This window comes from Arcanobacterium bovis, assembly GCF_004331995.1.
Classification (GTDB): Bacteria; Actinomycetota; Actinomycetes; order Actinomycetales; family Actinomycetaceae; genus Arcanobacterium_A; species Arcanobacterium_A bovis.
This window is the reverse complement of sequence record NZ_SJDT01000003.1, coordinates 40,416-67,317: the sequence shown is the minus strand read 5'-3', so window position 1 is coordinate 67,317 and position 26,902 is coordinate 40,416. Positions and strand designations below refer to the sequence as shown.

Sequence of the window (26,902 nt, the reverse complement as noted above, 5' to 3'; positions counted from 1 at the left end):
TTAGGACTTGCCGAGGGAATTCATCTGCGCGGGTACAAACTCGCCATATCCAAGCTCTCCGAGCGCGACACGCAGCTTAGTCATAGCCTCGTCAAGTTCCTCTGCAGGGGCAGCTTGTGCTTTCCCTAACTCACCTGGGGTATGCGAATTTGCTGGTACAACGTGGATATGGGTATGTGGCACATCAAAACCGAGAATGGAAACAACCGCGCGTTCAGTGTGAAAAGCGCGTTCTTGCGCGCGACCTATAATCTGTGCCACGTTCGCCATTCGTGCGAAAATTTCGGGATCGACGTCGGAGAATTTATCTACTTCTTGGCGCGGAACGATTAAAACGTGGCCTGGAGCAACTGGCTCGATGGTTGCGAAGGCGACACAAACGTCGTCGGCAAAGACGAATCGACCAGGTAATTCACCGTCAATGATCTTCGAAAAAATACTCATGGCAACCAGTATATTGGCTAAGGACGGCGAAAAACAGGCGTACATGCGTTGTGCCTTGGTGAATTGTGCTTCAACCCGTGAACGTATGTGAAGTCAAGGCCAGCACTGGTCTATCATTAGTAACGTATTGGAACAACTCAAGGAGAACTATGAGCAACGAGGCAGCACCAGCAGCGATTCCATATCGATACACTGCTGAACTCGCTAATGAAATCGAAGCTAAATGGCAAAATTACTGGGATGACCACGGCACGTTCAATGCGCCGAATCCGGTTGGCGACCTAGCCGATTCTTCCCAAGATCTATCCGCTGAGCCTTTCTTCCTCCTTGATATGTTCCCCTATCCATCTGGAAAAGGCCTGCATGTGGGGCATCCGCTCGGCTATATTGCGACCGATACGGTGGCTCGATTCCAGCGTATGCAGGGCAAGAGCGTGCTTTACACCATGGGCTACGACGCCTTTGGTCTGCCCGCCGAACAGTATGCGGTGCAAACTGGTGCGCACCCACGCGATACTACGGAAGAAAATATCGCTAATATGCGCAAGCAGTTGCGTCGCCTCGGCCTCTCGCACGAAAAGCGCCGCTCCTTGGCTACCACCGATGTGGATTATATGAAGTGGACGCAGTGGATTTTCTTGCAGATCTTCAATTCCTGGTACGACGACGATGCCCCTGGTCGCATCGAAGGTACGAAGGGTCGTGCTCGCCCAATTTCGGAACTGATTGAGGCATACGCCGCTGGAACAATCCCCACACCGCAGGGTAAAGCCTGGACGGATATGAGTGTTGCAGAGCGCAACGAGGCGATTAACGCACGTCGTTTGGCATATATCGACTACGCACCCGTGAACTGGGCACCAGGTTTGGGTACTGTGCTTGCTAACGAAGAAGTCACAGCTGATGGACGTTCGGAGCGCGGCAACTTCCCAGTGTTTAAGCGTGAGCTACGCCAGTGGATGATGCGCATCACCGCCTACGCAGATCGTCTTGCCGGTGATCTCGATATGGTGAATTGGCCCGATAAGGTGCGTTCGATGCAGCGCAACTGGATTGGCAAATCTCACGGCGCTGAGGTGGACTTCTGTGCCCACCATGAAGGCGGCGACGCCGTTCTCACCGTTTTCACCACGCGTCCCGATACGCTCTTTGGTGCTACGTTCATGGTTATTTCGCCAGAACATCCAATGCTCGTAGAGGAAAATATCCCTGCCGTTTGGCCAGACGGCGTTAAAGCTACGTGGACTGGTGGTGCACAATCACCTCGAGAGGCAGTTGCACAATATCAGCGTGCAGCGTCGATGAAATCAGACCTCGACCGTAGCGATTTGGATAAGGAAAAGACCGGCGTCTTTACTGGTATCTTTGCTACGAATCCGGTAAACGGCGAGCAGATTCCCGTGTTTACCAGTGATTACGTGATGATGGGCTACGGTACTGGTGCTATTATGGCTGTTCCGGCACATGACGAACGCGATTTCGCTTTTGCAACGAAGTTTGAATTGCCCATCGTTCGCACGATTGAAGCCCCTGCTGATTTTGCTCGCGATGAGGCGTGGACGGGTGATGGACTCATCATTGATTCGGCCAACGCGGAAATTTCCTTGAATGGATTAGATAAAGAAGCAGGAAAAGCGCGGATTATCGAATGGCTCGAGTCGAAAGGCTTGGGGCATGCCACGGTTTCCTTCCGCTTGCGTGACTGGCTCTTCAGCCGCCAGCGTTACTGGGGTGAGCCATTCCCAGTGGTTTACGATGCCGATGGACAGGTTCACGCTTTGCCTGAGTCGATGCTTCCGGTTGAGTTGCCTGATACTCCTGATTATTCGCCGCGCTCTTTCGATCCTGATGATGCGGAATCGGAGCCAGAGCCTCCATTGGGCCGTCTGCAAGATTGGGTCAATGTGGAGTTGGATTTAGGCGATGGCAAGCAAACATACCAGCGCGACACAAACACCATGCCTAACTGGGCGGGTTCCTGCTTTTATGAGATGCGCTATGTGGATCCAAATAACGATAACGCCTTGATCGCACCAGAAAATGAAGCGTACTGGATGGGGCCACGTGACGGTAAACAAGCCGGTGGTGCTGATTTGTACGTGGGTGGCGTTGAACATGCTGTATTGCATTTGCTCTATGCGCGTTTTTGGCACAAGGTGCTTTTTGATCTTGGCCACGTGTCGTCCTGTGAGCCTTTCTACACTTTGTTCAACCAAGGTTACGTGCAGGCCTATGCATACACCGATGCACGTGGTCAATATGTGCCAGCCGATGAAGTTGAGGAAGTTCCTGCTGCTGATGGCTCGGGCGAGGTAACTTACAGCTGGAAGGGTGAGCCGGTTCAACGCGAATACGGCAAGATGGGTAAGTCGCTCAAGAATATTGTGACCCCAGACGATATGTGTGCGCTCTACGGTGCAGATACCTTCCGCTTGTACGAAATGTCGATGGGACCACTTGACGTATCGCGCCCATGGGAAACTCGCGCGGTGGTTGGTTCCCAGCGTTTCCTCCAGCGTCTATGGCGAAATATTATTGACGAAACAACCGGCGAGGTTGTGGTTGTTGATAAGCCGGTTGAAGGCGAAACTGCGAAGCAACTGGCGCGTACCATCGCTGATGTGACGGTCGAATACGCAAATATGCGTGTCAATACGGCAATTGCGAAGCTTATCATGTTCAACAACTACCTCACCGGAATCGAAGTTCCGCGCGAGGCCGCCGAGGCTATCGTGAAGATGGTTGCTCCGGTAGCACCGCATATCGCAGAAGAATTGTGGGCAAAACTCGGGCATGAAGATTCGATCACCCACGTTCCGTTCCCAGTGGTTTGGGATGAATGTTTGCTGCGCGACGACGCCGTGACCTGCGTCGTCCAGGTGCAAGGTAAGGTTCGTGACCGGCTTGAAGTGCCTGCGGATATTGACGAGGACTCGTTGGTAAAACTGGCATTAGAATCTGAGCGCGTGCGCGCTTTTGTTCCAGGTGAGCCGCGCAAGGTTATTGTTCGCGCGCCAAAGCTTGTGAATATCGTTCCGTAAAATCGGTCTGATAGTGCGTCGGTGAGAGACTTTTCCGTTTTCGCCGCGTTCCTAACGGCATCTCGCACTTCTATCCGTGTGTTTCAAAGCGAAACGGTGGTTCAGTCCATCTATTGGACTCAACCACCGTTATACGCCCTGTTTCAAAAGTATGCAGTAAGCTAGAATGAGTTCACTTAAAGATATATAAGAGGAGGTAACCGGATATGGCTAGTTCGCATATTGCGCATATTGAGCAAACTGATTTTGACGGGATGCCGGCATGGCGCATTGAGGCTAGCTCGGGTGCTCGTGCCATCGTGGCAGAGCGTGGGGCTACGCTCATTTCATGGCAGCCGCGTGCAGGAGTTGAAATTATCGACGGTTATCAGTCGAGCCAAGAATTAACTGACGTGGTGTCTTCGCGCAGTCGAATCCAGGCACCGTGGTGTGGGCGAATCAAAGATGGTCGTTACAGTTTCGACGAGAATACCTATGAGCTTGCGCTGAACAACGACGGTGAAGCCTTACATGGACTCGTGGGTGACAAAGATTTCTCGGTCATCAACGCTAGTAATACACTCACCCTTGGATATGAATTTCCTGGTGCGGATGGTTACCCATTCAGTTTCGCTTTAGAAGTTACTTTCTCGCTCGAATCAGGTGCAGATGGCGAAGAGCATTTGTCGGTGACAATCACTGCGAAGAACACCTCTGACACCGACATTCCATTGGCGGTCGGATGGCATCCATATCTCAAACTCCCAGGAAATAAGACTATCTCTAACACGTCTTTGGAAATTCCTGCACGCACAAAGATTTTAGTGGACTCCGCTTTAATTCCGCGGGCAGGTGAAGCTGCTTATGCTGGTGTCAAAGCGCCGGTAATTATCGACTATATGGGATCGACCAAGCTTGATACCTCGTTCCGTGGTTTGATTCCCGATGACGACGGCGTAGTAGCTACCACTGTGCGTGACTTATCAGGTCAAGGATGGGTTTCTCTCACTCAGGAGCCTGCTGATGCGCCGGTTGTGCACGTGTTTACTGCTGATGGATTGGTACGCGATTCACGTGCGTCAATTGCCTTGGAACCGCTCTCGCATGTTCCCGATGCGTTTAACCGTGCGGATTCTAAAGCTAGTGTGCGTCTTGCACCTGGAGCTTCTCGGCAGCTTACAGCGACGCTTACGTACGGAGTATAAACGCAAAAGCTAAGTGCCTGCTTGTGGTGTGGGGCTTCCAGATCTCTTTGATCTGGAAGCCCCACACCACAACTAACTTCTACGCCAAGGCTCGAAGTCTTACAAAATTATCGACGTCGAGTTCCAAAGAGCGAGCGAGTGATTTCGCGCGTGATTGTGCGAGCAGCTGTTCTTACAATTGAGTCGATCAAGGAATCACGACGTCGTGCTGCCCGCTTTTCTTCGGCCGCTTCTTCGCGCTGGGCCTGTTTTAGTTCAGCTTCAGCAGCTTTCTTCTCTGCCGCAATCTGTGCTTCGAGTTCTTCTAGCTGGGCTTTTTGTTCAGCTTGTTTTTGCATACGCGATTCAAGAAGTTCAGTCGCAGATTCAGGGTCAACGGCATCTTTGTATTTCACATACAGCTCGGAGGCAGTCACTTTAGCTTGAACTGACTCCGGATTTGCCGTTCCCATATTGGCACTGGGAGCCCAGAGGCGGATCGGTGCCACCGGCGTCGGACGCCCCTTCGGATCGAGCAAAGTGACGACGGCTTCGCCAGTTCCGAGTGAAGGAAGTAACTGTTCCAAATCAAGCGGCGAGGTGGGGAAAGTTTTGACAGTCTCACGTAGCGCTTTTGCGTCGTTGGGTGTGTGGGCGCGCAGAGCATGCTGAACTTTCGCACCCAACTGAGCCAAAACGTCGTCGGGAATGTCTTTTGGAGTTTGGGTAACAAAGAAAATTCCCACGCCTTTAGAGCGAATCAGGCGCACTGTTTGTATAACCTGTTTAAGGAATTCTTTGGTTGCATCGGTGAAAAGTAAATGCGCTTCGTCAAAGAAGAACACAAGTTTTGGCTTGTCAAGATCGCCAACTTCAGGCAGCTCGTGGAAAAGTTCAGCCAACAACCACATAATGAATGTCGAGAAAAGCGCAGATTGACCTTGGATATCTGGCAATTCTAGCGAGGAAATAACGCCGTGCCCTTCGCTCGTGGTGCGCAAGAAGTGGCTCACCTCGAAAGCAGGTTCGCCAAAGAAAGTGTCTCCACCTTGGGATTGGAGCTCAGCTATTTCACGCAAGATTACGCCAGCAGTTGCCGGAGCAATGCCGCCAATCGAGCTGAGCTCCGCCTTTCCTTCATCCGAGCTCAAATAGCTCACCACTGATTTGAGGTCGCCCAAATCAATTAGCGCCAGTTTATTTGTGTCAGCCCAATGGAAAATGAGCGAAAGTGCGGATTCTTGGGTGTCGTTGAGCCCTAAAACTTTTGCGAGCAAAATAGGGCCAAAATCGGTGACGCTCGTGCGAATTGGAATGCCGGTGCCTTGACCACCGAGACTGAAAAATTCTACGGGATGCGCAGCAGCTTGCCAGTCTTGACCGAGCTCTGAGACTCGCGCGAGGAGTTTATCGCTTGCCGTGCCCGGCTCCATGAGTCCGGTCAGATCACCTTTAATATCTGTGATGAATACCGGTACTCCATTCGTCGAAAGACCTTCCGCTAGCAGCTGTAGCGTGCGAGTCTTTCCGGTACCTGTAGCACCAGCGACGACGCCGTGGCGGTTGAGCATCGCCAATGGCAAGGATACGCGCACGTCCGGGTTCACCGTGCCGTTGCTCAAGTAGCTTCCAATCGTCATCGCAGACGTGGGGAAGGTGTAACCCTGCGCGATCAACTGGGCGTATTCATCCTCGGCTTTTGGCGATTCTGATGGAGTTGGTTCAGCAGTAGCCTGCTTATTAGGAACTTCCTGCTTATCGGACGCAGATGACGACGGCGTATCCGTGGCCGTCGTCGTTGTTTCAGATGGCTGTGCGGATGCGCTAGCCATTGCGGCTTCAAGTTCTGCCTGCGCGGCAGCGGCACGCGCTGCGGCAGCTGCAGCTTGCGCGGCGAGCGCCTCGGCTTTTAAGCGGGCTAATTCGGCATTTTCTGGGTTGGTCATAATGCTATCCTACCGGCGTGCATGGGTATTCAGCGAGAGAAAAAGAATGTTCGCAAGCGGGATTTTACCGATGTCCACAACATCGCGAAACGTGTTGTTGATCCACAAGTTTCGACTGTCTTCTTAAAATGAATTTCCCCATTGGGCAAAATGAGCCTATGAATCAGCCGCCTCCTAGAATAATAAGAACTTCGAACGCTCGTGAACACGGGCTTTCGAGCAGCGTAACTGGCATCGAGGATTGCTCTGTTGTTGCCCCACGGCGTATTTCTGACGGTTCTGCAACAACGCAGCAAAAGCTCGTTGGTTCGTACAAACGTGCAGCTTTTAGTGCTTCTTTGGGCGACGAAGCTGCTTTATTGATGCAGTCAGCTCCGAAATCTCGCTTTGTTATGTCGGGGTCATCGCTCAAAGTGTTTTTGGCGGTGCTGGTCATTGCCATGGCGATAACGATTATGCGGGCAGTTGCAGTGAGCGGAAATGCAGTGCATGAAATTCCGTCCACGCCAAATAATACCGATGAATCTGCTCGCGGCGGTGCTACGAACGAGAAACCAGGAACAGGTTACAGAGCAGACATTGCGGAAAAGCAGGTAGAAGCGAACAAAATAGTTGTTTATGTAACCGGAGCAGTGAATAAGCCGGGTTTGGTGACGCTCAATGAGTCAGCCCGGATGAATGATGCTGTGGAAGCTGCGGGTGGATTGAGCCAGAATGCCGATACGAAGGAGGTCAACCTTGCGGCGCAGATCAATGATGGCGAACATATCCACATTCCTGTTCAAGGTGAACAAGAAATGCCTGCAAGCAATACTGCGAATAGTAGTTTAGCGAAAGGGAATAATAACGATCCGCCGTCGACAACGACGAAAAAAGTATCGCTCAATTCAGCATCAGTGGACGAATTAGATGCTTTGCCTGGAGTTGGTCCAGTGACGGCGCAACAAATCGTGCAATGGCGCCAACAACATGGGAAGTTTTCTAGTATTGACCAACTTGGACAAATTAGCGGAATAGGAGCAAAAACTATAGAAAAACTGCGTCCCTATCTGAGCTTATGATGCACGATTCTGTACGTGTGGATGCCTTTCCAGCTCTTGCGATAATTTAGTGTTTGGCTTGACGAGATTGAAGTGCTGATATGCATGATTATCGCTTAGTGCTTCCGGCTGCAATACTGTGGGCGCTCACCGTGATAGGAGTGGATGCAGAAGATTTCCGACGCTGTGGCGGTATATCTGACGGTACCGTCGTAGCACTCGTACTCGTTGTACTCGCAGTGCTCTGCATGCGCGGAGCGGTTATCGCTTTGACAGGGCGCTCTGGAAATAATAACCAGAAGCGCGCCGCAGTCAGAACAAAAATTGGCGCGGTAGTTCTACTTTCTATCTGCGTGTCTAGCATTGCCATAATCAACAACTCTGTGCATGCCTATCTCTACAAAACTGATCCATTTGTACAGGTAGCTGTACAACATCACGATGTTGATGTGCGCGCGGTGATTGTTGGTAGGGCGCAAGAAATGCGTGGATACACCACCTATAACATCGCATATATGTCTGTCAACGGGCTCGAATCACGGGAAAATGCGTGTGTACAGATTCCTCGAAATTCTAGTAACACCCTTGAATATGGCGATCCAGTCCAATTTCGTGGGCATGCATCGATTCACACAGATAAACAAAATTGCGAGCTGATGATCGAGGCTGAGGCAATAAAAATCATTGGTGAACAAACCCTGATGCATGCATTTGTCAATCGAGTTCACCGGGATTTTTCTGCTGTGCTCACACAGGTCGAATCGAACGAATCGGATGCAAAGGCCCTTGTCCAAGGAATCGTCTTGGGAAACGATGCCAACCTATCTCATTCGCTACGAAGCGATATGAAGAATCAGAGTTTGTCACATTTAACAGCTGTGTCCGGTTCCCATATTTCGATTCTGCTCCTTGCTGTCTGTGCAGTTCTTGGGTGGCACCGTCCGTGGATATCGGCAATTTTGGCTACGTTTACGATAGCGCTACTTACCCTTATCGTTGGGCCAAGTCCGTCAGTGGTACGAGCGGTATATATGGGGCTTTTCGTTGTACTTGGGATAGGCGCAAAACGGCCACGCGATGCTGTTGCACTCCTTGCCACCACAGTTATATTAGTGTGTTTCGTCGATCCAAAGCTCAGCGCAGAACTTGGCTTTATTCTCTCGGTTCTCGCCGCTTTCGGGATCGTAAGCTGCGGAGGCTTGTTATCGAAACATATTGCGCAGATTATGCCCAAGTGGTGTGCCGAATTAGTGGCGATTCCGCTCGTCGCCTCGCTTTGGACTTTTCCCGCGATCGCAACGGTGCAATCCGACGTCTCCATCTGGGGTGTCGCGGCGAATATAGTGGTAGCGCCGGTGGTTGCGCCGATTACCGTATGCGGTTTAAGTGCGCTGCTCACTATAAACATTGCTCCGGTCATTGCACGCCTTTTTGTCTGGGGTGCATGGACATGCTGTAAATGGATCGTGCTCATGGTTGGGGTGATCCGTGATTTTCCCGCTTCTCACGTTCACCCAGCTATTGTATTTGTTCTGAACTTGTTGCTGCTCGCGGCGTTAATCAGCATGCCACGCTTATTGCCTAAGCTGGCCTTTTATATACGGAAGCGAGCGAGGAAGAAACTGAGATCACTGAGCTTCGCTTTTCTCTCCCTGCGTTCGCGGCATACGCATATGACCACCACTGTCAGTAGGCGCAGGTATATTTCCGCGTCCACAATACTTGCTGCATCACTGGCAATCATGTGCGCGTTGCCGGTGAACAAGCTTGTTGTTCCAGATAAACAAACTGTCTTGAGCGATTGGGAAGTTGTGCAGTGCGACGTCGGGCAAGGATCTGCGTTGTTACTGCGGTTTGGTACCGATACGGTACTCGTTGACGTGGGACCCGACGAGACGAAAATATCGAAATGTCTGAACGACAATTCGGTTACCAAATTAAGTCTGCTCATATTGAGCCATTTCGATCTCGACCACATTGGGGGAGCGTCAGCAGTAATCGGGAAAGTTGACGTTGAGGAAATCTGGATAAGCCCGAATCCGTTTCCGCTCTACAATTCACGACCGCTCATGAACAATATTGCCAAACACGGTATTGCCTATAAGCGAGTGAAAGCGGGGCAATCTTTTCACGATTGGCTACGCATTCTTCATCCATCTCAGGTGAACGGAGACGAAGGTGATTCCAACCGAGATTCGCTAGTTATCGATGCAGCAACGTCAACCTTGCATACGGTGGTGCTAAGCGATGTTCCACAAGAGATACAAGACCAGCTGAGCGTCCACGCGAAGGAGGTGGACGTCGTCGTAGTATCACACCATGGCTCGAAAGATCAGTCACCGCGTTTGGCGCAAGCCTATCGACCAAAAATAAGCCTGGTGTCTGTGGGTGAAAACAACTACGGACATCCAACGGCTCAGGCACGCCGGATCTGGGCTGCGCCTATGTACCTCACTACTGCTGATTGTGAAATGATCAGGATCGGCCACGGCAAAATAGAAACGTCGTGCTTAGACGCAGAATAGATACCGTGGAATAATAAACCTATGGCAGTATGGGAATCTCTCGAACTCAGACCTCTGATCCTGATTAAGTCTGGTGAACCAGTATATGGTGACCGCGCAACAGACCACGTCAAGCAACAGTTGCGCGCTCGCGATCCGAATACTGATGTGACCACGATTGATGCTGCTGATTATCAAAATGGACAGTTGCAGATGCTCACTACTCCTACGCTGTTTGGCGAGCCACGAGCTGTTATTATCCCCAATGTCGAGCAGGCTACTGACGCGTTTTTGAACGATGCCTTGGAATACGTCGAGATGCCAGAACAAGATGTTGTGGTGTTGTTTCGGCACAACGGCGGCGTGCGCGGCAAGAAATTGCTTGACAAGCTGGTAGCTGAGCGGGTTCCCACGATCACTATCAATGCGGTGAAACAGCAGGCTGAGAAAATCAATGCTGTGATGGCTGACGTTTCGGCACAAGGCAGAACGATGTCGAAACCCGCAGTTGAAGCGCTTATCGACGCCTTGGGTTCAGACTTACGCGAGCTATTATCCGCAACAAACCAGCTCCTCAATGACATCCCTGGAAATATTGGCGATGACGACGTACACAAGTATTTCTCGGGACGTATCGAAGCAAATGGCTACCGAGTTGCCGATGCATTAGTGACGGGCGACGTAGGCCGCGCCATCGAATTGGCCCGTCATGCGATGGCAACGGGAGCCTCGCCAGTGAGCATAGTGTCGTCGCTCGCCTTGAAATTTCGCTCAATGGCGCTGGTATTGGGGCAACGTTCGTCTAAACTGGGCGTAAAAGATACCATGCAGCAATGGCAACGTGACCGTGCCAAGCGTGAATTGCGATATTGGAGTGCGGAAGGCTTGGCACAGGCAATATGCGAAATTGCACGAGCAGATGTCGATGTCAAGGGAGGGTCGCGCGATGCGGGCTATGCGCTTGAGCGTGCCATTTTGGCAGTTGGGCGTGCCCGGCGCATTCGCTAACTTAGACGGCAACTATTCGCTAGTTTCGTCAACAAGCGAGACCTGAAGCATAAAATATCTCGATAAAGAGACAAATCTGGGCTAACCTTAGAAGTGGCGAAAATGAAGCAAATTTTATTGTGCTTCACACAATCCATGGTTAGGAGACACTGTGCAAATTGGTGTACCGCGCGAGCCAGATGCTTCTCAAGCGTTAGTGGCCGCCACTCCAGATACGGTTGGAAAACTCATCAAGCTCGGCTACGAATTGTTAGTTGAGCGCGGCGCTGGTGATCGCGCGAGTTTTCCAGATCATCTGTACGAAGAAGCTGGTGCAAAGGTTGTTGAGACGGACGACGCTTGGGGCGCGGATATCGTATTCGCCCTCGATACTCCGCCAACCGAGTACTTAGATAAAATGAGGAATGGCGCCACGCTTGTTGCACGGATGGCTCCTGGGCGAAACGAACAAACCCTGCAAGCCTTAGCGCAGCGTGGGATTACCGGTTTGGCAATGGACATGGTTCCGCGAATTTCGCGTGCACAGTCGATGGACGTGCTTTCCTCAATGGCAAATATTGCTGGTTATCGCGCAGTTATTGAAGCTGCAACCCAATTTGGACGGCTCTTTACCGGTCAAGTAACTGCTGCGGGAAAGATGCCTCCGGCAACGGTTTATGTAATCGGTGCTGGCGTGGCAGGTCTTGCGGCGATTGGAACTGCAAATTCAATGGGAGCCATCGTCAATGCAACCGATGTTCGCCAGGAGACGGCTGAGCAGGTCGAATCTATGGGCGCAAACTTCGTCGCGATTCCAGCTCCTGCTCAAGAATCATCGGACGGTTACGCCAAAGAAATGACGGCAGACCAAGCCGCTGCGGCTGCCAAACTGTACGCAGAGCAAGCAGCGCTCTCCGACGTCGTCATCACGACCGCAAATATTCCCGGACGTAAGTCGCCGATCCTGCTTGACGCTCAAGCCATCGCTAACATGAAACCAGGATCAGTGGTTGTGGACATGGCGGCAGCAAATGGTGGCAACTGTGAGCTCACCGTTCCAGGTGAGGTTGTGACCACTGAAAATGGCGTAAAAATTGTGGGCTACACAGATTTGGCGGGTCGGCTTCCTGCCCAGGCATCGCAGCTGTACGGCCAAAATCTTGTCAATTTCTTCAAACTGACAACACCCAACAAAGACGGTTTGCTCCACTTGGACCTTGACGATGTCGTCGTCCGGCAAATGGCTGTGACCCTCAATAACGATATTTTGTTCCCGCCTCCGCCGGTGCAGGTCTCAGCAGCTCCTGCTGCCAAGAAGGCAGAGCCTGTTGCGCAAGCGGAACCTGAACCAGAAAAGAGCTGGATAGCTAAGAACTGGTGGATGCTGGTTGCTGGTGCCGTATTTGCGGCCTTAATCATGACAGCTCCGCCGGGAATGACGAGCCATTTCATCGTCTTTGCGCTGGCAGTGGTAGTTGGATTCTACGTTATTACGTCGGTTACCCACTCGCTGCACACTCCGTTGATGTCGGTCACGAATGCCATCTCGGGAATCATTGTGGTAGGAGCACTGCTGCAAGTTCCGGCGGACTCAGTGGCAGTCAAAGTATTGACTTTCTTCGCGATCGTAGTTGCTTCAATTAACGTATTCGGTGGCTTCACAGTGACCCATCGGATGCTCAAGATGTTCCAGAGGAGCTAAGCATGGGTGCCCCTTCGTTTTTCCAAGAATTCTCGGTTCAATTTCAATCCCTGGCGTACGTTTGTGCGGCTCTGCTGTTTATTCTCGCTCTAGCTGGTCTTTCGAAACAGGAGACGGCGCGGCGCGGAAACCTTTTCGGCATCGTCGGAATGGGAACTGCGCTGTTGGCGACTATTCTCATCGTGCTGGCATTCGATAATGAACCTGCGATGTCCTTCTTCCTCATTGCGTTGGCAATGGGTATCGGTGCTGCGGTAGGTATCTACAAGGCGAAGCACGTGGAAATGACGGGAATGCCAGAGCTTATTGCCTTGCTCCATTCCTTTGTTGGCCTTGCAGCGGTGCTCGTTGGCTACAACTCATTTTTCATCACACCAGGCTCTGACAGCCCAGAGAATGCATTCCACATGGGCGAAGTGGGACTTGCGGTATTCATTGGCGCGGTGACACTCACCGGATCCATCGTGGCATTCTTGAAGCTCTCAGCGCGTATCAAGGGATCGCCGCTGACATTGCCTGGTCGTAACTGGCTCAACCTCGGTGCGATTGTGGTGAGCATTGGCCTCATTATTTGGTTCGCCAATACTCGTTCGGTCGGCGTGGGCCTCATTCCGCTCATTCTTCTCACCATCATTGCGTTGGCCCTTGGCCTGCATTTGGTGGCAGCAATTGGCGGTGGCGATATGCCGGTTGTAGTCTCGATGCTCAACTCATATTCGGGCTGGGCGGCAGCAATGGCTGGCTTTACGCTGAACAATGATTTGCTTATTATTACTGGCGCTCTCGTGGGCTCCTCAGGTGCGTATTTGAGCTACATCATGTGTAAAGCGATGAACCGTTCGTTTGTTTCGGTGATTTTGGGTGGATTCGGTACAGACGGCGGCGCTGCCGGGGCGGATGATCGCGATTACGGCGAGCATCGGGAGACGACGGCGGCAGACGTCGCGCAAATGCTCAAGGATGCTCGTAAAGTTATGATTACCCCTGGATATGGCATGGCTGTTGCCCAAGCGCAGTATCCTGTAGCGGATTTGACCTCGCGTTTGCGCGCACAGGGTGTTGATGTAACCTTCGGTATTCACCCTGTTGCTGGCCGTTTGCCTGGGCATATGAACGTTCTTTTGGCGGAAGCCAAAGTGCCGTACGATATCGTGCTTGAAATGGACGAAGTTAACGACGATTTCGCCGATATTGACGTAGTGCTGGTGATCGGCGCAAACGATACCGTTAATCCAGCTGCTGAAGAGCCTGGTTCGCCGATTGCAGGAATGCCTGTTCTGAAGGTCTGGGAAGCGAAGAACGTGGTGGTATTCAAGCGATCGATGGGCAATGCAGGCTACGCTGGTGTGCAAAACCCGCTGTTCTTCAATGAAAATTCGCAGATGTTGCTTGGCGACGCGAAGGCTACGGTAGAGCAGATCATCGCTGCACTGTAGAACACAAACCCGAGAGCTGGTTGAGAATATGGGAGTTTCGATACGTAATTTCGAAGCTCCCATATTTTTGATTCAATAGATAAAGGACGCGCTAGAAGCGCGTTGTGCCAAGAGACTGCAATGATGCGAAAGGTGAAGAATATGGCATGGCTAGTTACTGGAGGAGCTGGATACATCGGCGCCCATGTTGTGCGAGCATTTCATGATGCCGGAATAGATACGGTGGTGTACGACGATCTTTCCACTGGTCTACGCCAGTTCGTGCCTGACGGCACTGCGTTCGTTGAGGGATCAATTCTCGACGAAGATCTCCTGGCGAAGGTGTTCGAAACATACGAAATCACTGGCGTCATGTCTATTGCAGGATATAAATATGCTGGTGAATCCGTTAAACGGCCGCTACACACCTACAATCAGAACGTCACAGGTCTCGTTTCGCTGCTGTCCGCGATGCACGATGCCGGTGTGCACAATTACGTTTTCTCATCTTCGGCATCTGTGTATGGCACCCCGCAGGTAGATATTGTTACCGAAGATTGTCCGCTTTCACCTGAATCTCCCTACGGGCAAACCAAGTTTATTGGCGAATGGCTCGCTGCAGACATGAAAGCCATTGATCCACAGTGGCGCTATACAAATTTGCGTTATTTCAATGTGGTCGGGTCCGCCGGCACAGACGTTTATGATCGTAGCCCGCATAATCTGTTCCCAATTGTGTTTGATCGCTTATTGGCGGGCAAAACACCGCAGATTAATGGAAACGACTATCCGACTCCCGATGGAACCTGCGTACGCGATTATATTCATGTTGCCGATTTAGCGGTGTCTCATGTAGCGGCAGCTCAGGCACTAGAATCTGGGAAAGATCTTCTTCCTGCCTACAATCTCGGTTCAGGGGAGGGCTCGTCTGTGGCCGAAATTATGCATGAAATTGCTACAGTCACCGGAATCGAATTTGACCCGATCATTGCCCCTCGGCGCCCTGGCGATCCAGCTCGCATTGTGGCTGATGGTCACGCAGCGGCACGGGACATCAATTGGAAGATGCGCCACAGCCTAGCTGATATGGTGCGTTCTGCCTGGGAGGCTCGTCAGGCGCAATAGCCTGCCTTGGAAGAGTTTGCGCGAAGTTTTTCCTAACTTAGGCGATGCTTTAGACATCGGCATTATATAGCGCGATGAATGAATGATCGCCTAAGTTAGAGCATCTAATTTGGGGCAAGCGAAACACTTGTATAGATACTTTTGATAGATACTTTTGAGGGTGGTGCGGAACATTCCGCACCACCCTCAAAAGAGTTCGCGTTAGGAGAGCTTAAAACTCTACCAACGGAAAGTTATCGAATCAGGCTTTCTCTCCAAGAGCAGCAACCTGCTTGGCAAGCTTCGACTTGCGGTTAGCAGCTTGGTTCTTGTGGATAATACCCTTAGATACAGCTTTGTCCAGCTTGCGGCTTGCAATACGAAGTTCCGCGGTAGCGGTCTCAGCATCGCCGGCAGCAATAGCTTCACGCGTCTTGCGAACGAGGGTCTTGAGCTCAGACTTGTATGCCTTATTGCGGATACGACGCTTCTCGTTGGTCTTGATGCGCTTCTTCTGGGACTTAATATTTGCCACTGTTTAACTCTTTCGATTTTTCGCTTATGCGAACGGATACGGTCGGTGAGAGGTTGCCATCTCCGGACTGCCAGGCGTGGGGACACCCGTGGTTATGGATCAGGCCGGACTCGCGACCCGACCAGGTGCAAAGTCCATTGGAACACTCTACCAGTTTTTTCGTGCAGTTCCAACGATAAGTAGCCCAAATGGCGGTGCTACGCGTCACGTGCGCTCTCACATCATTATTTGTGGATCTCTTTGAGCGCAGCAATTACTCGCAAATAGCGATTTTTCTCGAGGAATCCGCCGATTCTACGTACTTCGGTAAACGGAACTTGCCAAAGGATGTCGAGGCGCACTTCTGAAGGCCGATTAGCTCGATCCCAGTTTCCATTTCCAATATCGAGCCACCACCGATGATATTCGTCTTGGTATAGCGAGCTCTGTGCGTGATCTTTGGACGTCATCTGGGCACATATTGCAGTGTCTCCAACGCAAGCTACCACCAAAACTGGCCGATCTTTGCCCTCGCCGTTGTTCTCTTCATAAGGAATCCATGTCCACACAACTTCGCCTGGATCAGGAATTCCGTCGTCGTCCGGACGATAGCCAAAATCTGGCAAGCCGTTCTTTGCAATATCCCAACGTTTGCTGCGTGATTGCGCAGATGAGTTCGTAGGTGATGACGACGTCGGTGCGTGTGGCGTAGGCTGAGAACCGCGCGTCGTCTGTGGGGAGCGAGCAGTTCTATCATCGGGACGTTTCCGCGTTAGCTCACGTACGAGACTTTTACCTACATTAACTATGAGGCGCTTTAAGAAAGGTTGGAGATTCATTCGTCCTCAATTGTTCGGTAGTTGGTGTTGTCTGGAGAATCGAAAAGCATCTCAGTTAGGCGCACATGCACGTCCTCAACATGGGGAATGTCCTTCAATTCGAGTGGATTTCCCGCGGATGTTTCAAAGATCAACGTACCGCAGCCAAAAATACGGTCAATGAAATCGAGGTCGTAATTGACGTTTGAGATACGTGAGAGCGGAATGTCGTGGCCGGTTTTGGCAAAGATGCCGCTGCGTGTGATGATTCGCCGTGTTGTAATCGTGTACGTGGTTGTAAACCATTTGAGCCATGGCACCAGAAATACAACTGCTATAAATACCAAGGCTATTGCCCAGATTAACCACACAATCCAAGTAGGGCGAGATTCTGGCAAGAAATAGGTGCCGGCAATGGCAAGTATCAATACGGCAATCGCACCGATAATATTGAGCAATATTGCTTTGACGTGCTCGCGCAGATGAAACACGACTGTTTCATCTGCGCCGAGGATTTTCTGTGGAATAGCCATATTCCTATAATCCCACGATTAAGCACTGATGTGCACGTCACCCACCAATTTCTCGGTTCCGTCGAAGAAATAGTTGCCGGTCACTTCGATTGTGTCGAGCTTTGCCGTGGATGGCAGATTCTTGGTTCGAAGTTCGAAATCTGAAATCATAGCGAAATATTGCGGATCAAGCTTGGCTATCGGCGCTTGCTCGCGGTTGAGTCGAAGCCGTGCATCCGCACCGAAATCGTAACTATCTGAGCGGATCGCAAAAAGATCATTCGTGGTTTTGACCGGCAGGAATCTCTCACGCCCCACCAATATTGGACGCGAATCAGAAAACGAACTCACAATCGCTCCGCTTGCACATTCAATCTGATACACCTGAGGGGAAGTCTTATCGGTAGGATCCACATTCTTTTTATTGCGAATCAGTGGGAGATTGACCACGCCCTCAGTACGACGCAAAAGATCGCGAAGCGCCTCGATGTTGAACCACAGGTTATTGGTGTGGAAATACGGATGACGGTATTGGTCAGTGAAGAAATGCATATCCTCCGGTGGGGTTTGCGCCGTGTCACGCAAAATAATCTGACCATCGGATTTACGCCGTGCCAAATGGCCACCTTTAAGATCGGTCAAAGTACGAGTGCATAGCTCAGGGGCGTATGATGCTCCGCTTTCGCTAAACCAACCGGCAATCTGAGCAGACGGAAATGCACCGAGGTTATCCGCATTCGAGGTAGTGAAGTATCGCAAACCTCGATCTAGGAGCGATGTAAGCAGATCCGATTCGGCAAGCGATGTGAAGAGATCGCCATGCCCGGGCGGACACCATTCGAGTTCAGGATCGCGCGGCCACTCAACCGGCTCAAATGAATCAACTAACAGCTTCGGCTCGCGTCCCTGCACAAAGTCAACGGGTATTCCATCCACTTTGAGATCGTCTGGGAACAAGCTTACGGTGTCGGTATGAGTGCGGAAAGAGTTCATGAGCATGAGAGGAACTTCTTTGCCGCTACAGCGTCGTGCATCGCGAATCTGGGCAAAGATGATATCGAGGAACGTCATGCCGTCGCGAACTGGTAGCAAGGACTTTGCTTTAGCCAAGCCCATCGACGTACCCAAACCACCATTGAGCTTCAAGAACACGGTTTGTCCGAGAGCTTTCTTGGCAACTTCCGGATCAATGTCCACCGCAGTCAGATCATCAACTGACGTGAGTGGCTCAATGGTCGATTCAGGAATTAAACCAGTACTACCTTGTTCAAGCTGGTAAAAGTACTCCTCAAAAACTCTGATTGCGATTTTCCCGGCGCCGTCGTCAATCATCTTTTGGCGGGCGTGTTCGAGCGCGCTCATGCCTCAACCCTTTCTGCTCCTTGCGCTGCAATAGTGCGTAAGAAATGTGGTGGTGTGAACCCATGATCAGCAAAAGCTGTTTCAACGGCTTGCGTAACAGCATCGAAAGCGGCATTAGGGACAAGAGCGATGGCTGAGCCGCCGAAACCGCCTCCAGTCATTCGCGCGCCCAAAGCGCCCGCGGCGGTTGCGCTTTCAACAGCGACGTCCAGCTCAGCGCACGAGACTTCGTAATCGTCACGAAGCGAGGCATGGGAAGCGTTGAGAAGCGAACCGATCTCGTGAGGGCGCTGATCTTCAAGAAGTGCGACGACGTCGCGCACGCGCTGAATTTCGGTCACCACGTGGCGTGCACGCTGCAGTAACACGCCGTCGAGCTTGTCTAAGTCTTCCAGCGTAGCTTCGCGCAATGAGTTCACACCAAGCAATTGAGCTGCTTCTTCACACGATCTGCGGCGCTTTTCGTACTGGCCGTCGTTGAGTGAATGGGTGGCTCGCGTATCGATCACCAAAAGTGAGAGGTCAAATCTCGACATGTCGAAAGGAATACTTCGCGTTTCCCACGACTGGCAGTCCAAATAGAGCGCATTTCCTTCCGTGCACAGCATGGATGCAGATTGATCCAAACCTCCTGTGGCTGCACCAGACACGATATTTTCCGAGGTGACGCAGGCGCTTGCAAGTTCTTTGCGTTCTGCTTGCGTTTCGGTTGGCACGAAAGCGGCACCGACTGCACATTCAATTGCCGCCGACGACGATAGCCCAGCACCCGTTGGAACGCACGAATCGATGGCGGCATCGAAACCGTGAGTTACTCCTAAAGCCCAAGCTGGTCCAACAGCATAGGAAGCCCAAGAATCGGGGGAGTTGGGGCCGATATCGCTCAATTTGCCTTCCCACACGTGTACAGAATCGAGGCGTGAGACGACGCGTACGACGTCGTCGTTCCGAAAAGAGACCGCAGCAAATGTGCGGTGGTTGAGGGCGATTGGCAAGCACAACCCCTCGTTGTAATCAGTGTGCTCGCCGATGATGTTTACCCGGCCCGGAGCTGCCCAGACTTGCTCAGGCTCGTGTCCGAATTGATCTGCAAAAAGTTTGCTCACCCGATTAGAACCTTCTTGGTTGGACCAAGAGTCCTTGAATACTGCCACAACGTGCTCCTTTGCCGTATTGTGTACGTTATGTTGCACAGGCAACATGTGTAAACCAAAAGAAATTCTAGCATTTATACAGCTCTTAGTGCCAAAAGCTACAATATCTTGCGGTGAGCTTTTGTGCCGATGTTAAAATCACATACGACAAGATCTTGGGCACATGCCGCGCGCTGGTAGCCTTATACCTGAGAAACATGAGTTAAGGAGTTCCGTGCCTGTAAGTACGTCAGAGCAGATCAAACAGATCGAACCGGCAGCCACTGCCGCAGATCGTATCCGTAATTTCTGCATTATTGCCCATATTGACCACGGGAAATCTACCCTGGCGGACCGTATGCTCCAACTTACTGGAGTACTTTCAGAGCGGGATATGCGCGCGCAGTATCTGGATCGAATGGATATTGAGCGCGAACGCGGAATTACGATTAAGTCGCAAGCGGTGCGCATGCCCTGGACTGTTGATGGTTCGGCCTATGCCCTTAATATGATCGATACGCCGGGGCACGTCGATTTCTCTTATGAAGTTTCACGGTCGCTTGCGGCTTGTGAGGGAGCAATTCTGCTGGTGGACGCGGCGCAAGGAATCGAAGCTCAGACTCTTGCCAATTTGTATATGGCGATCGAAAATGATCTCGCCATCATTCCAGTGCTCAATAAAATTGATCTTCCCGCAGCTAACCCGGATAAATACGCTGTGGAGCTCGCTTCGCTCATCGGTTGTGAACCAGAAGATTGTATTCGCGTTTCAGGTAAGACGGGCGAGGGCGTGGACGTGCTGCTTGACCGGATTGTGGGTGAGGTGCCGCCTCCAGTTGGCGACGCCGATGCCGAAACTCGCGCTATGATCTTCGATTCCGTATACGACACCTACCGTGGAGTTGTGACCTACGTGCGTGTGGTGGATGGAAATCTGCGTCCGCGCCAGCGCATTCAGATGATGTCTACCAAGCAGACACACGAACTTTTGGAAATTGGTGTGATTTCACCTGAGCCAATGCCATCGAAAGGCCTGGGCGTGGGTGAGGTAGGGTACCTCATTACCGGTGTGAAAGACGTGCGTCAATCGCGCGTGGGTGATACCATCACCGATTTGAACAAGCCAGCTGCTCAAGCGCTTTCTGGTTACCAAGACCCAAAGCCGATGGTGTTCTCTGGTTTGTATCCAATTGACGGATCTGACTATCCAGCTTTGCGCGATGCGTTAGACAAATTGAAGCTCAATGATGCCGCACTCACCTACGAGCCGGAGACTTCTGTAGCTTTGGGGTTTGGTTATCGCTGTGGCTTTTTAGGCCTGCTCCACTTAGAAATTATTACCGAGCGCCTTGCACGCGAATTTGATCTGGATTTGATTGCTACCGCGCCGTCAGTAAATTACCGAGTAATCACAGACGCTGGGGAAGAAGTGAAGGTATCGAATCCTTCGGAATTCCCAGAAGGAAAGATTAAGGAAGTTATCGAACCGCTGGTTGATGCCACAATTTTGACTCCGAAGGAGTACGTGGGAACGGTTATGGAACTGAGTCAGCAGCGCCGCGGAAACATGAAGGGGATGGATTACCTTTCGGAAGACCGCGTTGAACTGCGTTATGAACTTCCACTAGCGGAAATCGTGACGGATTTTTTCGATCAACTCAAATCGCGCACCAAGGGCTACGCTTCTCTGGATTACAAGGAAGAAGGAGAACAAGCTGCGGATTTGGTGAAAGTCAATATTTTGCTCAACCACGAAACCGTGGACGCATTCTCTGCGATTGTTCACCGAGATAGTGCATATTCATACGGCGTGGAGATGGCGGCAAAACTCAAGACTCTCATCCCGCGCCAGCAGTTCGAGATCCCAATTCAGGCTGCGGTTGGCTCACGAGTTATTGCGCGTGAAACTATTCGTGCACTGCGCAAAGATGTGTTGGCCAAGTGCTATGGTGGCGACGTTAGCCGTAAGCGCAAGCTTCTTGAGAAGCAAAAAGAGGGCAAGAAGCGCATGAAGTCGATTGGTCGAATCGATGTGCCGCAAGAGGCCTTTGTGGCAGCGCTCAGCTCTGAAATGCCAGAGAGTAAGAAGAAATAAGTGGTCGATAGTGGACAGCAGCCGGTAAATTACGGGCGTATTATGTCGTTTTCCTTGCGTGGGAAGCGTCTTGGCGATAAGTATGAAAAAGTCATGGAAGAGCACTCCGAAAAATACCTGCTCCCTTTTGAAAAAGGTGTCGGACAAGCAACCATTGCGGCCGGCTCTCATATTGATTTGGCTGCCGTGTTTGGCAGGGAAGCGCCAATTGTGGTGGAAGTCGGGCCTGGCTCTGGAGAGCAGCTAGTTCATGCTGCCACCCTTCACCCCGAATGGGATTTTTTGGCCTTTGAAGCTTGGGCGCCAGGGGTTGCACGCTGTGTAAACGCAGTGTCACGCGCTGAACTCGACAACGTTAAGATCGCTGAACTGGATGCGGCTCAGGCATTGCCGATCATTTTTGGCGCCCACCTTGGTAGTGAATCGTCCGCGACGCACGCTGCTGAGCAGGTTACTGCGCACGTTGCTGAGCAAGCTCTGGCGCACGCCATTGAGCGCGACGGCGCACACGACGTCGTTCAAAACGCTGGTCAGCGTCAGTATGCCTCCCAAGTATGGACTTTCTTTCCTGATCCGTGGCGCAAGAAAAAACACCGCAAACGCAGAATCGTTTCGCCGTCTTTTGCGCATACAGTAGCTGCAATTTTGCAGCCCGACGGCGTATGGCGCATGGCCACCGATTGGGACAACTACGCCTGGCAGATGCGAGACGTGATCGCCGAATCTCCGTGGTTTAGAAATCCTTATGCTGGTCAGAACATTGATTTTACTGACGAGGGTATCTACCAAGGAGGTTTTGCGCCTCGTTTCGAAGAACGCGTTATGACGCGTTTTGAAGAACGTGGTCTTGAAGCACAACGGAAGGTTCACGACGTCGTCGCTGTGCGCAACAACCTGGGGATTGACGACGCCGAGGTGCCCGAGGATCCGTGGGTGAGCGCCGTCGCCCGCGGGGAAACTGTGCTCGCGGATCGCGGTGGAGAGCGTCCGGCGAGCTCGCGTCGAGGATTGGCACAACTTGGCTGAACTGCCGCTAGGCGATCCCGCGCCCGCCGATGGCACATTGCCTGAGCCGCACGTCGGCGGAGGTTTTTCGGCGTACATTCACGTCCCTTTTTGCCGCGTACGCTGTGGATATTGTGATTTCAATACCTATACAAATCTCGATTTTGGCCCAGGCGCATCCGTTGAAGATTTTCGCCATACTGTGCGGCGTGAAATTGAATTATCGCGGCGGGTGCTGGACACAGGCGAGCACGGAGCACTCCGCACAGTATTTTTTGGCGGTGGTACACCAACGATGCTTGCTGCCAAGCAACTGTTGGGTATCTTTGCTGATTTGACTGCCGCTTTTGGTCTTGAAGAAGGTGCTGAGGTCACCACCGAAGCAAACCCAGAAACGTTGACCAAAGATTATTTGGCGCAGCTCAAAGATGCCGGATTTACCCGAATATCCTGCGGTATGCAATCGGCTGATCCTCAAGTTTTAGCCACACTTGATCGTGCCCATACCCAAGGACAGGTTGAAAAGGTTGCAACGTGGGCCCAAGAGCTTGGTCTGCGTTATTCGATTGATTTGATCTATGGGGCGCCGGGAGAGTCGATGGAGCAGTGGGAACGCTCGATTGAGGCAGCTCTTGAACTCGAACCTGCGCATATCTCTGCGTATGCTCTCACTGTTGAGCCGGCCACGAAAATGGGTGCACAGTTGCGCCGAGGAGAAATCCGCGAGCCAGATCCTGAGGAGCTCGCAGATAAGTATGTATTGGCTGATGAGCGCTTTTCTGCTGCTGGATTACAGTGGTATGAGATTTCGAATTGGGCGAAATCGGGAGAAGAATGCCAGCACAATATGCACTACTGGCGCAACGCAAATTGGTGGGGATATGGGCCAGGGGCTCATTCGCATATTAACGGTACACGTTTTTGGAATGTGAAACACCCAATCGCATATGCCCAGCGTTTGAACGCTATCGACGGTAATCTACCTGCGAGTCCTGCAGCTGGACGTGAGGTACTCACTGAGGTTGAGCGACGCGAAGAGCACATCATGATGGGAGTTCGGCTCTCAAGCGGCATTAAAGTACCTTCCGGCACACCTGCACATGTGGTGGCTAATCTTGTTAGCGACGAGCTTATTGATCCGCATCACGCTTTGAGCGGAAAAATCGTGCTTACGCGAAAAGGTCGGTTGCTTGCCGATACTGTTATTCGTGAACTTTGGTAAGTGTAGCTTTCCGAGAGGTAGAGGGATTATGGGCGATATCTACATTAAGACGCTGTTGATTGTGCTATTTGCTGGTTCGCTCGGATGGGCACTTTTTGTAGGGCTGTCGCCTAAAACGAAAGGCTCATGGGATGAGCGCACTCGACTCATCGCGCTTTTGCGCAAAGAAAAGATTTCGCATAAGGACATCGTCAAAGATGCTCGCACTTTTCTCATCGGCGAGCAGAGCAATACGTCTTTGTGGCCATTTTTAGCTAATGCCGCAGCTCATGATGCGTTGAGTGGCAGTGGTACTCAAACGTGGCGCAGCGCTCGAATCCTTGTGGGCGAAAGCGATGCATACCAAGTCATTACAGTTGATTCGCCATTCCTTGCAGATGGTAGTGAGAAAACTTTTCCACAAATGCTTGGTGTTACTGATTCATTCAAGCTTCCAGTAGGTTTTGCATCGACGCCGGTGACGGCGCCGTCGTTTCTCGAACCGTCACAAAGGCGTTGGACGTTCTACGCCACGGCAAGTTCGGCGGAGCTGCAAGAAGATTCTGCCTTGCTAGAGTGGGCAAATTCCCAGCCAAATGTGGTGGCGATCTACACCAACGGCAATACTGCAAGTGTCATTATTGCAGCTCATGAGTTTGATTCAGAATTGGTTGCGGAGATTAAAGCGATTAAAAGTGCGCTGGGGCAGCTTGTGAGGTTGTAACGCAGTCCTTTTGTGAGGTTGTAACGCTGACGCTGCGATAGCTTATAACCCAGCGCTCACAAAATCGATGAGCTCTTCCATCCTGCCGAGCAACGCAGGCTCAAGATCGGTGTAGGAATGCACCGAATCCAGCATCCTTTGCCAGCCTATGCCGATATCCTCAGCATTCGCGTGTGGCCAGCCGAGTCGTGCGAGCGTTCCAGATTTAATATCTTCGCCGCGCGGAACATTTGGCCAGCTAGCAATGCCGATAGTACGAGGTTTAATCGCTTGCCACACGTCAATATACGGATGTCCAAGCACCAAAACACCCGGGTACTTCATTGCCTCTTGGGCGATTCGCCATTCTTTTGAACCCGGCACGAGATGATCAAGAAGTACGCCAGCGCGGTGATCGTTGGACGGGCCAAAAACTTTGAGCACGTCAATAAGGTGATCGGCACCGTAAAGCTCCTCGATCATAATTCCTTCGTAAGCGAGGTCCTCACCCCAAATTTTCGAGATGAGCTGTGCATCGTGTTTACCTTCTACCCAGATACGCGATGGTCGCGCTACCCGAGCTTTGTGATCCACGTGAAGAGAGCCCGATGCGGTAACGAATTTTCCGGCGACGACGCGCGGTTGCGTATCGTTACGCTGTGGCGTTACCTTTGGTTCCACAATCACTACCGGTTCACCTTCAACCCAGAATCCAGGACCGAGTGGAAATGAGCGCTGTTTGAAATCCCCATCTTCAAGTACCATCTGCCATTGACCAGCAACTTTGGAAACTCGCACCACCTCGCCTACATACCCTGTTTGCACATCTTCAAGCAGTAGGCCTACTTCGGCAGGTATCTCGCGTGCTTTGGGTTTGCGCAGTGGATCGGCGCGCAGAACGTCGTCGCCATAACGATCGTTGGCATTTCGAAAAACTGGTGTGGCGGCGTCGGCCTCTTTGAACCGATGAATCTCACGGCCGGAAGGATGTCGGTTGGTAAATCTTGAGTTCACCTCACTAGGTTAAATCACCGGAGGCGAAAAAGGGGTGACCAATCGGACGTTGCGCAGATGCGTGTTGAGGTAAGAAAAGCGTAGAATTAGCACTCGGATACTTTGAGTGCAACACTCACGCTGAAACTGTTGCAACATGTGGAAAGGGGGAACTTGGTGGGAACACCAGATGAACGACGACGGATCGTGCTCAACGCTATCGTTGAAGACTACGTGTCTACGAGGGAACCTGTAGGCTCAAAAGCCGTTGTGGAACGTCATGGCTTCCATGTTTCTCCTGCTACTATTCGCAACGATATGGCTCAGTTGGAGGAAGCTGGGCTGATTGTGCAGCCGCATACCTCTGCTGGGCGAATTCCGACCGATGCTGGATATCGCGCTTTTGTTGATTCGCTCGCTGAGATTAAACCTCTTTCAGCTGGCGAACGCCTTGCAATCGAACGTATTTTGCGCGAAGCAGTGGATTTAGACGACGTTTTGGATCGTACCGTGCGACTATTGGCGCAGATCACTCAACAAGTTGCGGTGGTGCAATATCCGTCGTTGCGGCGCACAACCTTGCGTCACGTCGAATTAGTACGACTCAGTGAGCAGCTCATTCTCATCGTCATGATTACCGACGCCGGTCGAGTTGAGCAACGCACTATCGAGCATAGCCAGCAAATCAAAGAAGCAAATCTTGACGATCTACGCCTTGCCATCAACGAGCATCTCACTGGATTGCAGCTGAAAGTGCTTGGTTCGGCATCTGCGCAGCTCTTGGAAAATTGCCCTGCACATCTCCAAACTTTCGCGCGCAATATTCTCGATGTTTTGCGTCAAACCTTGCTCAATGAAGTTGAAGAGCGTGTAGTTGTGGCTGGTACTGGCAATTTGAGCCGCTACAACGTGGAATTTCACAATTCGATCGCGCCGATCCTTGATGTGCTCGAAGAACAAGTAGTTCTGATGAAATTGTTGGCTAAGCAGGGTGAGGGACTCCACGTTCGAATTGGCCGCGAAAATGATACTGAAGAACTGGTGGAAACATCGATAGTGTCATCTGGCTACGGCAATACATCAGATCAGACCATCGCAAGTTTGGGCATTATCGGCCCAACTCGAATGGACTACCCAGGCGCAATATCAAGTGTCCATGCAATTGCAACGTATTTGTCGGAAATTTTGCGGCAGAACTAGTTGCACGAAATCAGATAAAT

Annotated in this window: 21 protein-coding genes; 13 read left to right on the top strand and 8 right to left on the bottom strand. The window is 51.6% G+C overall.

The features are described 5' to 3' along the window. Window positions 1-444 carry an HIT family protein gene (locus EZJ44_RS04095; RefSeq protein WP_131280496.1) on the bottom strand — a complete coding sequence of 148 codons (444 nt, stop codon included), beginning with the start codon at window positions 442-444 and terminating at the stop codon, window positions 1-3. 149 nt (window positions 445-593) lie between these two features. Between EZJ44_RS04095 and leuS the strand changes: the two genes are divergently transcribed. Both leuS and EZJ44_RS04085 read left to right on the top strand, forming a co-directional pair. Continuing rightward, window positions 594-3,485 carry a leucine--tRNA ligase gene (gene leuS / locus EZJ44_RS04090; RefSeq protein ID WP_131280494.1) on the top strand — a complete coding sequence of 964 codons (2,892 nt, stop codon included), beginning with the start codon at window positions 594-596 and terminating at the stop codon, window positions 3,483-3,485. 206 nt (window positions 3,486-3,691) lie between these two features. After that, the gene (locus EZJ44_RS04085; RefSeq protein WP_131280492.1) at window positions 3,692-4,669 is read left to right on the top strand and encodes an aldose 1-epimerase; all 978 of its coding nucleotides are present in this window, start codon (window positions 3,692-3,694) and stop codon (window positions 4,667-4,669) included. A gap of 107 nt (window positions 4,670-4,776) precedes the next feature. Here the strand turns inward: EZJ44_RS04085 and EZJ44_RS04080 are convergent, their stop codons facing one another. Next, the gene (locus EZJ44_RS04080) at window positions 4,777-6,594 is read right to left on the bottom strand and encodes a helicase HerA-like domain-containing protein (protein WP_131280490.1); all 1,818 of its coding nucleotides are present in this window, start codon (window positions 6,592-6,594) and stop codon (window positions 4,777-4,779) included. Window positions 6,595-6,752: 158 nt separating this feature from the next. Between EZJ44_RS04080 and EZJ44_RS04075 the strand changes: the two genes are divergently transcribed. From EZJ44_RS04075 to galE, 6 genes are all read left to right on the top strand, one after another. After that, on the top strand, window positions 6,753-7,655 hold the full coding sequence (locus EZJ44_RS04075) for a helix-hairpin-helix domain-containing protein (protein ID WP_165496106.1): 903 nt from the start codon (window positions 6,753-6,755) through the stop codon (window positions 7,653-7,655). Window positions 7,656-7,735: 80 nt separating this feature from the next. Next, on the top strand, window positions 7,736-10,159 hold the full coding sequence (locus tag EZJ44_RS04070; protein ID WP_131280486.1) for a ComEC/Rec2 family competence protein: 2,424 nt from the start codon (window positions 7,736-7,738) through the stop codon (window positions 10,157-10,159). Window positions 10,160-10,180: 21 nt separating this feature from the next. Continuing rightward, window positions 10,181-11,146, top strand: a complete 966-nt coding sequence (holA, locus tag EZJ44_RS04065) for a DNA polymerase III subunit delta (protein WP_131280484.1) — start codon at window positions 10,181-10,183, stop codon at window positions 11,144-11,146. 151 nt (window positions 11,147-11,297) lie between these two features. Continuing rightward, complete coding sequence (locus EZJ44_RS04060; protein ID WP_131280482.1) at window positions 11,298-12,827, top strand: Re/Si-specific NAD(P)(+) transhydrogenase subunit alpha; 1,530 nt, start codon at window positions 11,298-11,300, stop codon at window positions 12,825-12,827. 2 nt (window positions 12,828-12,829) lie between these two features. Then, complete coding sequence (pntB, locus tag EZJ44_RS04055; RefSeq protein ID WP_131280480.1) at window positions 12,830-14,263, top strand: Re/Si-specific NAD(P)(+) transhydrogenase subunit beta; 1,434 nt, start codon at window positions 12,830-12,832, stop codon at window positions 14,261-14,263. A gap of 141 nt (window positions 14,264-14,404) precedes the next feature. Further along, window positions 14,405-15,367, top strand: coding sequence for a UDP-glucose 4-epimerase GalE (galE, locus tag EZJ44_RS04050; RefSeq protein WP_131280478.1), 963 nt, complete (start codon window positions 14,405-14,407; stop codon window positions 15,365-15,367). Window positions 15,368-15,608: 241 nt separating this feature from the next. Here galE and rpsT read toward each other — a convergent pair whose 3' ends face one another. The 5 genes from rpsT to galK form a co-directional block, all read right to left on the bottom strand. Continuing rightward, window positions 15,609-15,881 carry a 30S ribosomal protein S20 gene (gene rpsT / locus EZJ44_RS04045; RefSeq protein ID WP_131280475.1) on the bottom strand — a complete coding sequence of 91 codons (273 nt, stop codon included), beginning with the start codon at window positions 15,879-15,881 and terminating at the stop codon, window positions 15,609-15,611. A 224-nt stretch (window positions 15,882-16,105) separates the two neighbouring features. Continuing rightward, window positions 16,106-16,699, bottom strand: a complete 594-nt coding sequence (locus tag EZJ44_RS04040; protein WP_131280473.1) for a type II toxin-antitoxin system PemK/MazF family toxin — start codon at window positions 16,697-16,699, stop codon at window positions 16,106-16,108. After that, window positions 16,696-17,211, bottom strand: a complete 516-nt coding sequence (locus EZJ44_RS04035; RefSeq protein ID WP_131280470.1) for a PH domain-containing protein — start codon at window positions 17,209-17,211, stop codon at window positions 16,696-16,698. The genes EZJ44_RS04040 and EZJ44_RS04035 overlap by 4 nt, the downstream gene beginning before the upstream one ends. Before the next feature lie 18 nt (window positions 17,212-17,229). Then, window positions 17,230-18,552 carry a UTP--glucose-1-phosphate uridylyltransferase gene (locus EZJ44_RS04030; RefSeq protein ID WP_131280467.1) on the bottom strand — a complete coding sequence of 441 codons (1,323 nt, stop codon included), beginning with the start codon at window positions 18,550-18,552 and terminating at the stop codon, window positions 17,230-17,232. Beyond that, on the bottom strand, window positions 18,549-19,706 hold the full coding sequence (gene galK, locus EZJ44_RS04025) for a galactokinase (RefSeq protein ID WP_241658587.1): 1,158 nt from the start codon (window positions 19,704-19,706) through the stop codon (window positions 18,549-18,551). Before galK ends, EZJ44_RS04030 begins: the two co-directional genes overlap by 4 nt. Before the next feature lie 214 nt (window positions 19,707-19,920). Between galK and lepA the strand changes: the two genes are divergently transcribed. Genes lepA through EZJ44_RS04005 form a run of 4 tightly spaced genes read left to right on the top strand, consistent with a single transcriptional unit; the run spans window position 19,921 to window position 24,710 of the window. Next, window positions 19,921-21,780, top strand: a complete 1,860-nt coding sequence (lepA, locus tag EZJ44_RS04020; protein WP_241658586.1) for a translation elongation factor 4 — start codon at window positions 19,921-19,923, stop codon at window positions 21,778-21,780. Next, window positions 21,781-22,806, top strand: coding sequence for a tRNA (guanine(46)-N(7))-methyltransferase TrmB (gene trmB / locus EZJ44_RS04015; RefSeq protein WP_241658585.1), 1,026 nt, complete (start codon window positions 21,781-21,783; stop codon window positions 22,804-22,806). Further along, the gene (gene hemW, locus EZJ44_RS04010) at window positions 22,757-24,007 is read left to right on the top strand and encodes a radical SAM family heme chaperone HemW (RefSeq protein ID WP_241658584.1); all 1,251 of its coding nucleotides are present in this window, start codon (window positions 22,757-22,759) and stop codon (window positions 24,005-24,007) included. The genes trmB and hemW overlap by 50 nt, the downstream gene beginning before the upstream one ends. A 28-nt stretch (window positions 24,008-24,035) precedes the next feature. Next, window positions 24,036-24,710 (top strand): hypothetical protein, encoded by a 675-nt coding sequence (locus tag EZJ44_RS04005; RefSeq protein ID WP_131280456.1) that lies wholly within the window; start codon window positions 24,036-24,038, stop codon window positions 24,708-24,710. A gap of 42 nt (window positions 24,711-24,752) precedes the next feature. Here the strand turns inward: EZJ44_RS04005 and EZJ44_RS04000 are convergent, their stop codons facing one another. Then, on the bottom strand, window positions 24,753-25,703 hold the full coding sequence (locus EZJ44_RS04000; protein WP_241658583.1) for a DUF3097 family protein: 951 nt from the start codon (window positions 25,701-25,703) through the stop codon (window positions 24,753-24,755). Between the two features lie 156 nt (window positions 25,704-25,859). Between EZJ44_RS04000 and hrcA the strand changes: the two genes are divergently transcribed. Next, complete coding sequence (gene hrcA, locus EZJ44_RS03995) at window positions 25,860-26,882, top strand: heat-inducible transcriptional repressor HrcA (RefSeq protein ID WP_206661840.1); 1,023 nt, start codon at window positions 25,860-25,862, stop codon at window positions 26,880-26,882. The last annotated feature ends 20 nt before the right edge of the window (window positions 26,883-26,902 follow it).